General features: G+C 72.3%; 10 protein-coding genes. 4 read left to right on the top strand and 6 right to left on the bottom strand.

The genetic code is table 11. The features are described 5' to 3' along the window. Nucleotides 1-32: 32 nt before the first annotated feature. The 3 genes from NAEX_RS42055 to NAEX_RS42065 all read right to left on the bottom strand — a co-directional run bounded on the left by NAEX_RS42055 (nucleotide 33) and on the right by NAEX_RS42065 (nucleotide 3,097). Nucleotides 33-1,505, bottom strand: a complete 1,473-nt coding sequence (locus tag NAEX_RS42055) for an oxidoreductase (protein WP_096333097.1) — start codon at nucleotides 1,503-1,505, stop codon at nucleotides 33-35. Nucleotides 1,506-1,695: 190 nt separating this feature from the next. After that, nucleotides 1,696-2,307, bottom strand: a complete 612-nt coding sequence (locus NAEX_RS42060) for a hypothetical protein (RefSeq protein ID WP_096333098.1) — start codon at nucleotides 2,305-2,307, stop codon at nucleotides 1,696-1,698. Nucleotides 2,308-2,449: 142 nt separating this feature from the next. Beyond that, the gene (locus NAEX_RS42065) at nucleotides 2,450-3,097 is read right to left on the bottom strand and encodes a hypothetical protein (protein WP_100793031.1); all 648 of its coding nucleotides are present in this window, start codon (nucleotides 3,095-3,097) and stop codon (nucleotides 2,450-2,452) included. A gap of 156 nt (nucleotides 3,098-3,253) precedes the next feature. Between NAEX_RS42065 and purE the strand changes: the two genes are divergently transcribed. The 4 genes from purE (at nucleotide 3,254) to NAEX_RS42085 (ending at nucleotide 8,546) form a co-directional block, all read left to right on the top strand. Then, entirely contained in the window at nucleotides 3,254-3,718 is a 465-nt protein-coding gene (gene purE, locus NAEX_RS42070) for a 5-(carboxyamino)imidazole ribonucleotide mutase (protein ID WP_211302562.1), read from the top strand. Beyond that, nucleotides 3,711-4,883 (top strand): 5-(carboxyamino)imidazole ribonucleotide synthase, encoded by a 1,173-nt coding sequence (locus NAEX_RS42075; protein ID WP_096333101.1) that lies wholly within the window; start codon nucleotides 3,711-3,713, stop codon nucleotides 4,881-4,883. Before purE ends, NAEX_RS42075 begins: the two co-directional genes overlap by 8 nt. 78 nt (nucleotides 4,884-4,961) lie before the next feature. After that, on the top strand, nucleotides 4,962-5,375 hold the full coding sequence (locus tag NAEX_RS42080; RefSeq protein WP_096333102.1) for a nuclear transport factor 2 family protein: 414 nt from the start codon (nucleotides 4,962-4,964) through the stop codon (nucleotides 5,373-5,375). Nucleotides 5,376-5,537: 162 nt separating this feature from the next. Further along, the gene (locus tag NAEX_RS42085; protein ID WP_096333103.1) at nucleotides 5,538-8,546 is read left to right on the top strand and encodes a M16 family metallopeptidase; all 3,009 of its coding nucleotides are present in this window, start codon (nucleotides 5,538-5,540) and stop codon (nucleotides 8,544-8,546) included. A 114-nt stretch (nucleotides 8,547-8,660) separates the two neighbouring features. Here NAEX_RS42085 and NAEX_RS42090 read toward each other — a convergent pair whose 3' ends face one another. From NAEX_RS42090 to NAEX_RS42100, 3 genes are all read right to left on the bottom strand, one after another. After that, nucleotides 8,661-9,347, bottom strand: a complete 687-nt coding sequence (locus NAEX_RS42090) for a LytR/AlgR family response regulator transcription factor (protein WP_100793030.1) — start codon at nucleotides 9,345-9,347, stop codon at nucleotides 8,661-8,663. A gap of 255 nt (nucleotides 9,348-9,602) precedes the next feature. After that, nucleotides 9,603-10,559, bottom strand: a complete 957-nt coding sequence (locus NAEX_RS42095; RefSeq protein ID WP_096333105.1) for a hypothetical protein — start codon at nucleotides 10,557-10,559, stop codon at nucleotides 9,603-9,605. A gap of 175 nt (nucleotides 10,560-10,734) precedes the next feature. Continuing rightward, the gene (locus tag NAEX_RS42100) at nucleotides 10,735-13,263 is read right to left on the bottom strand and encodes a hypothetical protein (protein ID WP_143825735.1); all 2,529 of its coding nucleotides are present in this window, start codon (nucleotides 13,261-13,263) and stop codon (nucleotides 10,735-10,737) included. Between the last annotated feature and the right edge of the window lie 4 nt (nucleotides 13,264-13,267).

The raw sequence follows: 13,267 nt of genomic DNA on the forward strand, positions 1-13,267 counted from the left end.
CATGCCCATGGAAGCATGCCCGCAGCGACACGTCATCGCCGCCATCGCGGCGCGACCAGGCGGCGGCGGCCGTCGTGCGAGCGGGCCAGGTCGGGCTCGTCGAGCTCGACGCGGTCCCACAGCTGGCACGTGACCTGCTTGTGCTGGGTGTCGAGCGCCTCGCAGTAGTTGGTGAACTTGCAGCGGCGGACCTCGGCGCCGCGGCCGAGGCGGATCTTGAGGAACCAGTCGGGGTCGGCGAGGCTCTGGCGGGCGGCGGCGACGATGTCGGCGTGGCCGGCGGCGAGGATCGCCTCGGCCTGGTCGAAGCTGTGGATCCCGCCGGCCGCGACCACCGGGGTGGTGCGGCCGTCGGCCCGGATCGCGGCCCGGATCGCGGCCGCCAGCGGCACGTTGCGGGCGAACGGGCCGCGCGCGTCGCTGTGGATCGTCGGCATGCACTCGTAGCCGCTCGGCCCGGTGTAGGGGTACACGGCCTCGCCGACCTTCGGCTGCTGGGCGTCGTCGAACTTGCCGCCCTTCGACACGCTGACGAAGTCCATGCCGGCTCCCGCGAAGGCGCGGGCGAAGTGGGTCGCGTCGGCCAGGTCGCTGCCGCCGGCGATGACCTCGTCGCCGAGCATGCGGCAGCCGACGGCCGTGCCGGCGCCGACGCGCGCGCGCACGGCCGCGAGCACCTCGAGCGGCAGGCGGGCCCGGCCCGCGAGGGTTTCGCCGTAGCCGTCGCCGCGCGTGTTGGTGCGCGAGAGGAAGCTCGCCATCGTGTAAGCGTGGGCGTAGTGCAGCTCGACGCCGTCGAACCCGGCGGCCTCGGCCCGCGCAGCCGCCGCGGCGAACAGCTCGGGCAGGACCCGGGGCAGGTCGCGCACGTGCGGCAGGTCGAGGTCGGTGACCAGCTCGCGGTAGCCGTAGTCGAGCTCGCGGCGCTCCCTGTCCGTGAGGACCTGTTTCAAGAGACCTGGCTCGGCGGACATCAGGTGCGCGCGCAGCTCGGGCTCGGGCGCGTCGAGCCAGCGGTCGTCGCCGCGGGCGGCGGCGAGGCGACGGCGGTGGCCGGCGTCGACGCGCAAGAAGCGGGCGAAGAACTTGTCGGGCGGCGGGCGGCGCTTGACGGCCAGGAAGTCGATGAGCTGGATGAACAGGCGGGTGCGCCCCCCGCTGGCCGCGCGCACGGCCTCGACCAGCGCGGCCAGGCCGGGGACGAAGCGGTCGCCGCCGATCCGCAGCAGCGGGCCGCTCGGGACGTCGCGGATCCCGGTCGCCTCGACCACCAGCGCGCCCGGCTCCCCGGCGGCGAAGCGGGCGTACCAGGCGATCACGTCGGGGGTGACGAGGCCGTCGTCGGAGGCCCGCCACGGCACCATCGCCGGCACCCAGGTGCGCGCGTGCAGGCGGCACGGGCCGACGTCGATCGGCGAGAACCACCGGCTCGCGGCCGCCTCCTCGGCGCTCGGCCAGCGCGCCGGCGGGATCGCGTGGCGGATCTTGTCGGGCGGGGTCCACATGGCCTGCGGACTGTAACAGCGCGCCCGACCCGCCGCGGTCCGCCGCGAAGTGACCCAGGACGGCACCCGCGCGGCGGAGCTCGGACGGCGAGCGGCGTGGCGAGCGTGCGCGACGCTTCGAAGCTCCGAACTGTGCCCGCCTCGCGCGGCCGAGCTCGGAGGCCGAGGCGCCGGCGCGGCGCCGCGGGGCTCAGAAGGTGGTGCCGAGGTGGAAGCCGACGATCATCTGGTGCACGCTGGCCTGATCGTTGTCGTCGCGCTTGAAGCAGGCCCGACTGCCGCCTTCCTTCGTGCAGATCTCGCGGTGGAAATTCCAGATGAAGTCGACCTTGCCGCCGATGAAGAAGCGCCGGGTGACGAAGAAGTCGATCGACGGCGCGGTCTTGAGGGCGAAGCCCTGCGAGAACTGGCGGTCGAACGGCAGCACGTCGCCGCGGGCGTTGAACACCTGGCGCGAGAAGCCGGGGCCGATCTCGAGGCCGAGGTCGATGCGCCAGATCGGCAAGATGCCGCGGATCACCGCGAAGAAGCTGTTCTGGTACGAGGCCCGGTAGGCGTCGGTGGCGGCGGTCTGGTAGTCGGCGTTGAAGAAGCCGACGTTGTAGGCGGCGCCGATCATGAGGGCCCGGATCGGGCGGAAGCCGAGCGTGAAGCCCATGCCGAACGAGGGCAGGGTGCGGCCGACGATCTCGTCGGTCGACTTGCAGCCGGTCTGGCTCGGGATGCAGAGCGATCCGCCGACCATCATCTCGGCCTGCCCGCCGCGGCGCTTGACGTCCGCGGCCTCCACGGCGGTGGCCACGCTGAAGGTGAGGGTAGCGGCGATAGCGCAGAGGGCGAGGCGGGCAGGGGTCATGCGGGTTGTTTGTGAGGCAGTCGCCGGAGGCGCAAGGCGACGGGCGATCGTGCGTGGGATGCGGGCGAACTCGCGCCCGCCCGGCCGCTCAGATCGTCACGCCGAACATCAGGCCCAGCAGCGAATGGTGGCCGAACGCGGGCGCGCGCACGGGGTCCGTACAGCGCCCGGGGCTACACGCGGGGCTGCGGTGGAAGTTCATCGTCACGTCCCAGCGCAGGCCGAGGTAGATCCGGCGCGTGACGTAGATCGCGACCAGCGGGGTGACGCGGGCCGCGAACCCGAGCGTGCCGAAGCGCTGGCCGCGGAAGTCGTCGTGGACGTAGGTCGCGACCTGCTGCGAGTAGCCGAGGCCGAGCTCGAGGCCGAGGTCGACGCGGCCGACGTCGACGCCGGTGCGCACGACGCCGAAGACGCCCTGATGGCGGGCGGGGCCGTAGAGCGGGCGGCCGCCGAGGATGTCGGTGTACGACGGCCGCAGCAGCCCGAACTCGTACGACAGGCCGGCGAGCAGCCACGGCCGGAAGCGGTAGCCGAGGGTGACGACGCCGCCGGCGTGCGGGGCGGTGACGCCGTCGACGCGCTTGCACCGCGCCGCGCCGCCCGGCATGCAAAAGGACAGGCCGCCTGCAACATCGACCTGTAGCCCCTTGCGCTTCGGTTCGAGCTCTGCGCCGGCCTCGCTGGCCAGCAGGAAGACCAGGCAACCGCCGAGGAACGCGGGAATTCGCGGCATCGAGGCATTAACACGAGTTTTTGTTGTCGTGTTCCACCAGATCTGGATAATCCGCCCATGAGCGCAGGCCCGCACGGCCCCGAGACGACTGGCGAGCAGGCGAGCCCCGTCGACGCGAACCCGCTTGTCGGTGTGAACCCGCTTGTCGGTGTAATCATGGGCAGCCGCTCCGACTGGGAGACGATGCGCGAGGCGTCGGCGGTGCTGAAGCAATTCGGCGTGCCGCACGAGTGCCGCGTGGTCTCGGCCCACCGCACGCCGGAGTGGCTGGCCGAGTACGCGCGCTCGGCCGAGGCCCGCGGGCTGGCGGTCATCGTCGCCGGCGCCGGCGGGGCGGCCCACTTGCCCGGGATGGTGGCCGCGGAGACGCGCCTGCCGGTGTTCGGCGTGCCGATCCAGACGGCCGCGCTCGGCGGGCTCGACTCGCTGCTGTCGATCGTGCAGATGCCCCGCGGCGTGCCGGTCGGCACCCTGGCGATCGGCGCCGCCGGGGCCTACAACGCCGCGCTGCAGGCGATCCGGGTGCTGGCGCTGGTCCGCCCGGCGCTCGCCGAGGCGCTGCGCGAGTTCCAGCGGAAGCGCGCGGAAGACGTGCGCAGCGAGGTGCTCCCCGATGCGTGATCCCAAGGCGCCGATCCTCCCCGGCGCGACGATCGGCGTGCTCGGCAGCGGCCAGCTCGGCCGCATGTTCGCGATCGCCGCGCGTCGCCTCGGCTACCGCGTCCACACCTACTCGCCCGACGCCGACACGCCGACCGGCCAGGTCGCCGACCTCGAGCTGCGCGGGCCCTACGACGACCTGGCGGCGGTGCGCGCGTTCGCCTCGGCGGTCGACGTGGTCACGTTCGAGTTCGAGAACGTGCCGGCGGCCACGGTCGAGGCCGCGGCCGCGGTCGCGCCGGTGCGCCCGGCCGGCTCGGTGCTGCACACGACGCAGCACCGCCTGCGCGAAAAGACATATCTCAAAGAACATGGCTTTCCGGTCACCCCGTTCCGCGCCGCCCGCTCGGCCGCCGAGGTCGCCGCGGCGATGGCCGAGGTCGGCCGGCCGGCGCTGCTGAAGACGGCGGGGTGGGGCTACGACGGCAAGGGGCAGGTCAAGATCGAGGCCCCGGAGCAGGCGGCGGCCGCCTGGGCGGCGCTGCAGGCCGACGAGGCGATCGTCGAGGCGTGGGTGCCCTACGCCTGCGAGCTGTCGGTGGTGGCGGTGCGCGGGCACGCGGGCGACACCGAGGTGTACGCGCCGATCGAGAACCAGCACGTGCGCGGGATCCTCGACCTGTCCCTCGCGCCAGCTCGCGTCGCGCCCGAGGTCGCCGCCGAGGCGCAGGCGATCGCGCGCCGGCTGCTCGAGTCGCTCGCCGTCGTCGGCGTGCTGTGCGTCGAGTTCTTCTGCCTGCCCGGCGGCGCGCTGCTGATCAACGAGCTGGCTCCGCGGCCGCACAACTCCGGCCACCTCACGATCGACGCGTGCGTGACGTGTCAGTTCGAGCAGCAGCTGCGGGCGGTCTGCGGCCTGCCGCTCGGCTCGACCGCGCTGCTGCGCCCGGCGGCGATGGCCAACCTGCTCGGCGACGTGTGGCAGGGCGGCACGCCCGACTGGGCGGCCGCGCTGGCGCTGCCCGACGTCAAGCTGCACCTCTACGGCAAGTCGGAGGCCCGCGTCGGGCGCAAGATGGGCCACCTGACGGCGCTCGGCCCCACCGCGGAGGGCGCGGCCGCGCGCGTGATCGAGGCGCGCGCGCGCCTCACCCGCAGCGCCGGGCTCGCCGACTCGCGCGGCTGACCGCCCGCTCGATCCGGACCAGGACGAGCACCGTTCCGCGCGAGCCGGCGGCGGCGGCGGCTGCTATATCTGCCGAAGATGAGCGACGCGCTGCTGGCCGCCAACCGTCGATTCTACGAGGCCTTCTCTCGCGCCGACCTGAGCGCGATGGACGACGTGTGGGCTCGCGCGGTGCCGGTGACGTGCGTCCATCCGGGCTGGACCCCGCTGGTCGAGCGCGAGGAGATCATGGAGAGCTGGCAGGCGATCCTCGCCGGCTCGGCGCCGCGGGAGATCGAGTACGGCGCGGCCGAGGCGTTCCCCGGCGAGGACATGGGCTACGTCATCTGCGCCCAGACGATCGGCGACACCGAGCTGGTGGCCACCAACATCTTCGTGCGCGAGGACGGCGAGTGGAAGATGGTGCATCACCACGCGGGGCCGGTGGTGCGCCGTCGCGGCGGCCGGCCGCCGTCGGGGCCGGTGGGCACATCGGGGCAGATGCCGAACTGACGCGGCCTCTCGCGGGTGCGCGCGCCGGTTCGCGGGGCGCGGCGCAGGCGTGATCGACGTCTCGCCGCGCGACGGCATCGAACCATGTTCGTGCGGCGCGAAGCGGGCATCGCCGCGATCGCGGCGGCGTAAGATGCGGATCTTCCGCCCCGGATCGCCTCGATGTCCACGATCGCCTCGCGCCTGTTCGGCGCCTTCGTCCTCAGCGCCGTCGCCTGCAAGACCGCCTCGACCGCCACCACCACGACCCCGCCCGCCGAGGTGACGAAGGCCAGCCCCGAGGCGGTCCGCGAGGTCATCCTCGCCGCCTCCGATCTGCCGCCGACCCACGACGCGCTGCCCGACGATCCGCTGGCGGTCTCGGTGCATCGGCTGGCCAACGGGCTGACCGTGTACATCAGCACGGATCGGCAGAAGCCGCGCTTCGACGCCTGGATCGCCGTGCGCGCCGGCAGCCGCTCCGACCCCGCGAACTCGACCGGGCTCGCGCACTACCTCGAGCACATGCTGTTCAAGGGCACCGACGAGCTCGGCACCCTCGACCACGCCGCCGAGGCGCCGCACCTGGCCCGCATCGAGCAGCTGTACCGCGATCTGCGGGCGACCACCGACCCCGCCGAGCGCAAGCAGATCTTCGCCGAGCTCGACGCCGAGAATCAGAAGGTCGCGGCCACGGCGATCCCCAACGAGTTCGACCGCGTCTACGCCGAGCTCGGGATCGCCGACGTCAACGCCTTCACCTCGTTCGACCAGACCGTCTACATCGCCGATGTGCCGAGCAACCGCTTCGACGTGTGGGCCGACGTCGAGGCGGAGCGGTTCAGCGACCCGGTGTTCCGCCTGTTCTTCACCGAGATGGAGGCGGTCTACGAGGAGAAGAACCTGTCGCTCGACAACCCGTGGGTGCGGACCTACTACGCGACCACGCGCAACCTGTTCCCGCGCCACCCGTACGGCACGCAGACGACGATCGGGGAGATCGAGCACCTGAAGGTCCCGGCCTATCAGGACATGGTCGATTACTTCGACCGCTGGTACGTGCCGAACAACATGGCGGTGGTGCTGGCCGGCGACATCGACGCGGCGACGGCGCTGCCGAAGCTCGAGCAGACGCTCGGCAAGCTCGAGACGAAGGTGCTGGAGCCGCTCGACCCGGGCTCGCTGAAGCCGATCGAGGCGCGCGTGCAGACGGACGTGGTCGCCGAGGGCGAGCAGGAGGTCGTGCTGGCCTGGCAGACGACCGCGGCCGATCACGCCGACGAGCCGGCGCTGACCGTGATGGACTGGCTGATGGACAACAGCACCAGCGGCCTGCTCAACGTCGAGCTCGAGCTGAGCCAGAAGGTGCCGTCGGCCTCGGCGGGCGGCACGTTCCTGCAGGCGGCCGGGTGGTTCACGGTGCGCGCGCAGCTGCGCGACGGCCAGACCCACGAGGAGGTCGAGGCGCTGCTGCTCGGGGTGGTCGAGAAGCTGAAGCGCGGCGAGTTCACGGCCGAGGACGTCGCGGCGATCGTGCTCAACCAGGACATCTCGGACAAGCGGGCCCGCGAGAGCAACGACTTCCGCGCGCGCAAGATGACCGAGGCGTTCATCCAGCGCCGCTCGTGGAAGCACATGGTCGCCCGCGACCGCAAGATCCGCGCGGTCACCCGCGACGACGTCGTCCGCGTCGCCAACCAGTACCTCGGCAAGAACTACAGCGCGGTCCACCGCCGCGCCGGCAAGCCGGAGGTGGCCAAGATCGACAAGCCGACGTTGACGCCGGTCGAGCTGCACCCCGAGCGGCACAGCAAGTTCGCCGAGGCGGCGCTGAAGCGGCCGGCGAAGCAGCTCGAGCCGGAGTGGCTGGTCGAGGGCACGCATTACGCCCGCGCCGCGCTGCCGGGCGGGCCGCTGGTGGCGGTCAAGAACGACCGCAACGACCTGTTCTCGCTGACCTACCGGTTCGAGCGCGGGCACAAGCGCGAGCGCATGCTGTGCCACGCGCTCGACGTGGTCGAGCAGTCGGGCGCCGGCGAGCTGTCGGCGGAGGCGCTGAAGAAGAAGTTGTTCGCGCTCGGCACCAGCGTCCACTTCTCGTGCGAGGCCCACGCGAGCGCGATCACGATCGAGGGCGTCGACGCCAACATGGAGCAGAGCCTGGCGCTGGTCGACCGCTGGCTGCGCGAGGTGAAGATCGATCCGGTCGTGCTGCGCGGGATCGCCGACAACGTGATCAGCACCCGCCGCGACGCGATGGAGGACCCCGACGAGCTGGCGGGCGCGCTGGCCGACTACGCGATCCACGGCAAGGACAGCGACTACCTGCAGGCGCCGACCAACGCGCAGATCCTGGCCGCCAAGCCGGAGGCGCTGGCGAAGCTCGCCCGCGACTTCCTCGACCACCAGCACAAGACGCTCTACTTCGGCCCGCGCGCGGCGCCCGAGGCGGCCCAGGCGGTCGCGCTCGGCAAGAACCACCGCAAGCTGCCGCTGCGCCCGCCGGTGACCTACCGCAAGGTGCCGAAGCCGACGCTCTACTTCACCCACCGCGACGTCGCCAAGTCCACCATCGCCGTGGCGCTGCCGTCGCGCGCGCTGGCCCGCGAGCAGCGGCCGGCGGCGCGGATGCTCAGCGAGTACCTCGGCGGCGGCATGAACACGCTGCTGTTCCAGGAGATGCGCGAGGCCAGGGGGCTGGTCTACTACGCGTGGGGCGTGCTGTTCGCCGGCTCGCGGCCGACCGACGCGTGGGCGCTGCGCGGCGGGCTCGGCACGCAGTCGGACAAGACCTCGGAGGCGCTCAAGGTGTTCTTCGAGCTGCTCGGCCGCCCGCTCGACGGCGTGCGCCTGGGCTCGACGCGGGCCGCCATCGAGCAGGAGTACCGCAGCAGCCGCGTCGACCCGCGCGCGAGCGCGTGGATGGTCCACGCGTGGGACGAGCTCGGCGAGAAGTCCGACCCACGCCCGTGGGTGTGGCAGACGATCGCGGCGATGACGCAGGAGCAGCTCCAGGGCTTCGCCGCGAGCTTCTCCGCGGTGCCGCCGATCGTCGGCCTGGTCGGCAACCGCGAGCGCGTCGACCTCGAGGGGCTGAAGAAGTTCGCCGACGTGATCGAGGTCGCCCCGGCGGCGCTGTTCTCGTACGGCAGCTTCCCGCAGGGGCAGTCCGGGGCGGCCGCGGCGCGCTGAGCCCTCCTTGAGGGCATGTCGTAGCGGGCATGTCGCACAGGACATGCTCGCTGGGACCTTGCATCTCGGACATGTCCCGAGAGGACATGCCCAGGGCGCCGCGCGGCCCTCCGTTCATCCGACGCGGCGGCCGAGCAGCGCCTGCACGCGGTGGCGGTGGCCGCGGCTGGTGGTGAGGCTGGCGCCGTCGCGCAGGACGACCTCGTAGTCGCCGCCGAGCAGGCTGCGGACCTCGTGGATCCGCTCGATGCGGACGATGGAGGAGCGGCGGATCCGGGCGAAGCTGCGCGGGTCGAGCTCGGCCTCGAGGGTCGAGATCGACTCGCGCAGGACGTGGACGACCACGTACTGGCCGGCGGCCTCGATCCAGTCGATCTCGGCGAGCGGGACGAACAGGGCCCGGCCGCCGTCGTGGATCACCAGCCGCTCGGGGCGAGCCGGCGCGCGCTCGGCCAGCAGGGCGGCGAGGCGGGCGTCGAGGCCGTCGCCGGCGGCGTCGAGGCGGGCGACGGCGCGGGCCAGGCGCCGGTCGTCGAACGGCTTGAGCAGGTAGTCGAGCGCGTGGACCTCGAAGGCCCGCACGGCGTAGCGATCGTGGGCGGTGGGGCCGACGGCGGCGACGACCTCGAAGCCGCTCATCTCCGGCATCTGCACGTCGAGGAAGACGACGTCGGGAGAGCAGCTCGCCGACGAGGATGTCGCCGAGCGGCGCGGACCGGTCGATGAGGCGCAGCGACAGCCAGGTCTTGGCGGCGAACACCGCCACGAACGCGAGCCACAGGCCGAGAGCGCGGAGGACAGGGCGCACGAGGCCGGACGTGCTGATGACCTCGGAGGTCGAGGCGGTGCTGGTCGTGTTCGCGGCGGGAGAGCCGTGGGTGGTCGCCGTCCCTCCGGCGGCGGGCGGGGCGGGACAGGCGGCGAGGGCGACGAGGGCGACGACGAGGGTGCGAGGCATGGACCGCGATTGGACCCGACGCGGCGGCCGGCGAGCCGCGGTCCGGCACGAACGACGGCGGCGGCGGCTCGAACCGACGCGGGCGCGGAACGAGGCGGTCACTCGCGGGGGCGCGCGCCGTCCTCGACGATCCGCTCGATCACGCGACCGCGGCGCAGCGCGGCTTCCCACGAGGACCGCATCGGCGCGCGCTGGTACAGGAGGTAGCGCGGCTGGCCGGCTACCTGGAGCACCACGGCCATCAGACCCTCGTCCTGATAGGGCTGCGAGGCGGCGGTGACCGAGAGGACCGGGACCCGGGCGAACGCCAGCCGCTCCCGGGCGTCGGCGACCTGCGGCGCGAAGTGACGGGCGCCGCCGAGGCGCGCGACGCGAGCGCCCGAGGCACGCCGCGCCTCGAGGTCGCGCTCGAGGTCGGCGCGCGCCAGCAAGGGACGACCCGGGACGGCGAATGGGTCGCCGAGGTCTTCGAGCCAGGCGCTGGCGAACACGACGTGGCCGCTCTCCTGGCCGACGAAACCGCGCTGCGGGGCCCGCTCGAGGTCGGGGTGCGTCAGCCACGAGGCCTGCTCGGCCGCGCTCAGACCCAGGATCAGCTCGCCGAGGTGATCGGCAGCGAGCGGGCGGATCGGGTGCTCGGAGCGGGCGAACCGGCGGTCGACGCGGACGAGCTCGCAGGTGTGCGCGACGGGATGCGGAGCTGTCCGCGGGGACAGGCGAATCTCGCCGCGCACGAGGTCGAGGTGGGCGAGGTCGTCCGGGGTGGCCAGCTCGCACGCGACGTACTCGGGCGCGGTGAGGGAGCGTCGCAGGCCGCGCCAGTGCGGCTCGGTCGGCGCGCGCAGGACGAGCAGCTCGTCGGGCGACGGATCGAGCGAGAACGCCGGCGCCGCCGGTGGCACGGGCGTCTCGACCGCCGGCGTGGCGCGGTTCGAATAGGCGAGGCGCGGTAGGTCCGGGGCTCGCGCTTGTGCCGGCGCAGGCGAGGGCGCGGCAGGCTCGGCGCGCTCCGGCGCACAGGCGGCGAGGACGAGGAGCACGAGCGCGATGCGCATGGCGTGCTCGCTACGCGCTGCGACCGCGCGATGTTCCACGGTTCGCGAGCGCGCCGCCGATGCGCGAATCCCCTGCCCGCCGAGTGGACGCCGGTCGAGGGCCCGCGGCGCCACTGACGTCACGAGCCCGCAGCGAGGGCGCTGCGGGCTCGCGCAGGTCGGCGCAAGTCGCCGATCACAGGGTGTTGCAGTGACCCTCGAAGCAGGCCTGACCGGCGGCGCAGTCGGCATGTTCGGCGCACTCGACCCCGGCGGAGCACAGGCCGAACACGCAGATCTGGCCGACGTCGCAGTCCTTGTTCTTGACGCACATCTTCGGCGCGAAGCACTCGCCGAACAGGCAGAACTCGTTGGCGGCGCACTCGGCGTTGGTCGTGCACTGCGGCGCGCCGGTGCATACGCCCGCCTGGCAGGTCTGGCCGATCGCGCAATGGGCGTCGGTCTGGCAGTCACCGATGAAGGTGCAGGTGCCGGCGATGCAGACCTCGTCGATCACGCAGTCCTCGTTGCCGACGCACACGGGGGGCGGAGCGTCGACGCACTGCTGGTTGGCGTCGCAGATCTGGCCGACCGGGCAGTCGTCGTTGTCGATGCACTGCGGGGGCGGAGCGTCGACGCACTGCTGGTTGGCGTCGCAGATCTGGCCGACCGGGCAGTCGTCGTTGTCGATGCACTGCGGGGGCGGAGCGTCGACGCACTGCTGATTGGCGTCGCAGATCTTGCCGACCGGGCAGTCGTCGTTGTCGATGCACTGCGGGACGATGGGGACGCACTGCTGGTTGGCGTCGCAGATCTGGCCGACCGGGCAGTCGTCGTTGTCGATGCACTGCGGGGGCGGAGCGTCGACGCACTGCTGGTTGGCGTCGCAGATCTTGCCGACCGGGCAGTCGTCGTTGTCGATGCACTGCGGGACGATGGGGACGCACTGCTGGTTGGCGTCGCAGATCTGGCCGACCGGGCAGTCGTCGTTGTCGATGCACTGCGGGGGCGGAGCGTCGACGCACTGCTGGTTGGCGTCGCAGATCTGGCCGACCGGGCAGTCGTCGTTGTCGATGCACTGCGGGACGATGGGGACGCACTGCTGGTTGGCGTCGCAGATCTGGCCGACCGGGCAGTCGTCGTTGTCGATGCACTGCGGGGGCGGAGCGTCGACGCACTGCTGGTTGGCGTCGCAGATCTGGCCGACCGGGCAGTCGTCGTTGTCGATGCACTGCGGGACGATGGGGACGCACTGCTGGTTGGCGTCGCAGATCTGGCCGACCGGGCAGTCGTCGTTGTCGATGCACTGCGGGGGCGGAGCGTCGACGCACTGCTGGTTGGCGTCGCAGATCTGGCCGACCGGGCAGTCGTCGTTGTCGATGCACTGCGGGACGATGGGGACGCACTGCTGCTGGGCGTTGCAGATCTGGCCGACCGGGCAGTCGTCGTTGTCGATGCACTGCGGCGGCGGGATCAGCTCGCACATCTTGGTCTGCTGGTTGCAGAACTGGCCCGGAGGACAGTCGACGTCGGTCATGCAGATCGGCGGCGGCGGATCCTGGCAGTCGCCGTCGACGCACAGCTGACCGGGCGGGCAGTCGGTGTCCTCGACGCACTCGGGCGGGAAGAAGCAGACGCCGTTCACGCACAGCTCGCCGGGTGGGCAGTCGGCGTCGCTCATGCACAGCTGGCCGGGGACGCACGCGCCGCCCTGGCACTGCTGTCCGGGCGGGCAGTCGAGGTCGGTCTGGCAGCCGGCGATCGGGACGCAGGTGCCGTTGTCGCACTGGTTGCCGGGCGGGCAGTCGGCGTCGGTCTGGCACATGCCGCCGGGGACGCACTGGAAGTCGATGCACTGCTCACCGGGGTCGCAGTCGGTGCTGTCGAAGCAGAACTCGGCCTGGCAGAAGCCGTTCTCGCACACCTGGTTGGGCGGGCAATCGGCGTCGATGGTGCATTCGCCCTGGACGCAGGTGCCGTCGATGCAGACCTCGCCGAACGGGCACTGGTCGTTGCTGAAGCACTCGGCCTGGCAGAAGCCATCGATGCACAGCTGGCCGAACGGGCAGTCGAAGTCGTTCTCGCACTGGCAGAAGTCGCAGCCGACCGGGACGCACTGGCCGTCGAGGCACTGCTGCTCGAACGGGCACTCGAAGTCGAACTCGCACTCGCCGCCGGTGGTGCACTCGCCGTCGATGCAGACCTGGCCCTCGGGGCACTCGAAGTCGTTCTGGCAGGCCGGTGGGTCGACCGGGACGCACTGGCCGTTGCCGTCGCACTCGGTGCCGACCGGGCAGGGCGGGCAGGTCGGCGGCGGGCCCTGGCACACGCCCATGTCCTCGCCCTCGGGGATCACGCAGATCGTGCCCGGGGGGCACTCGAGGTTGTCGTCGCACACCTGCGGGCCGACGCACTCGTAGTTGAGGCACTTTTCGCCCTCGGGGCAGTCGTCGTCGACGACGCACTCGCCGCCGACCTCGATGCACAGGCCGTCCGGGGCACAGATGAAGCCGTCGCCGCAGTCGGCGTCGCTGGCACAGGGGCCGAGGTAGTCGCTGCGGCCGCAGCCGACGGCGACGAGCAGGCCGAGGGCGAAGCCGCGGAGCCATTCACTGACCGGCAGCGGTCGGCGCTGTGCCGGCCAATCCGGCGACGCGAGCCCCTCCGACGAACCGTTCATACCCTCCGCGCGCGCGACGCGGAACCATCGAGAAAGCGAAGTCATGGCG

The sequence above is a fragment of the Nannocystis exedens genome (genome assembly GCF_002343915.1).
Lineage (GTDB): Bacteria > Myxococcota_A > Polyangia > Nannocystales > Nannocystaceae > Nannocystis > Nannocystis exedens.

Coding starts and splice junctions, on each gene's coding strand:
- NAEX_RS42055 (WP_096333097.1), bottom strand. CDS start 1,505: ATGTGGACCCCGCCCGACAAGATCCGCCACGCGATCCCGCCGGCGCGC.
- NAEX_RS42065 (WP_100793031.1), bottom strand. CDS start 3,097: ATGCCGCGAATTCCCGCGTTCCTCGGCGGTTGCCTGGTCTTCCTGCTG.
- purE (WP_211302562.1), top strand. CDS start 3,254: ATGGGCAGCCGCTCCGACTGGGAGACGATGCGCGAGGCGTCGGCGGTG.
- NAEX_RS42075 (WP_096333101.1), top strand. CDS start 3,711: ATGCGTGATCCCAAGGCGCCGATCCTCCCCGGCGCGACGATCGGCGTG.
- NAEX_RS42080 (WP_096333102.1), top strand. CDS start 4,962: ATGAGCGACGCGCTGCTGGCCGCCAACCGTCGATTCTACGAGGCCTTC.
- NAEX_RS42085 (WP_096333103.1), top strand. CDS start 5,538: ATGTCCACGATCGCCTCGCGCCTGTTCGGCGCCTTCGTCCTCAGCGCC.
- NAEX_RS42095 (WP_096333105.1), bottom strand. CDS start 10,559: ATGCGCATCGCGCTCGTGCTCCTCGTCCTCGCCGCCTGTGCGCCGGAG.
- NAEX_RS42100 (WP_143825735.1), bottom strand. CDS start 13,263: ATGACTTCGCTTTCTCGATGGTTCCGCGTCGCGCGCGCGGAGGGTATG.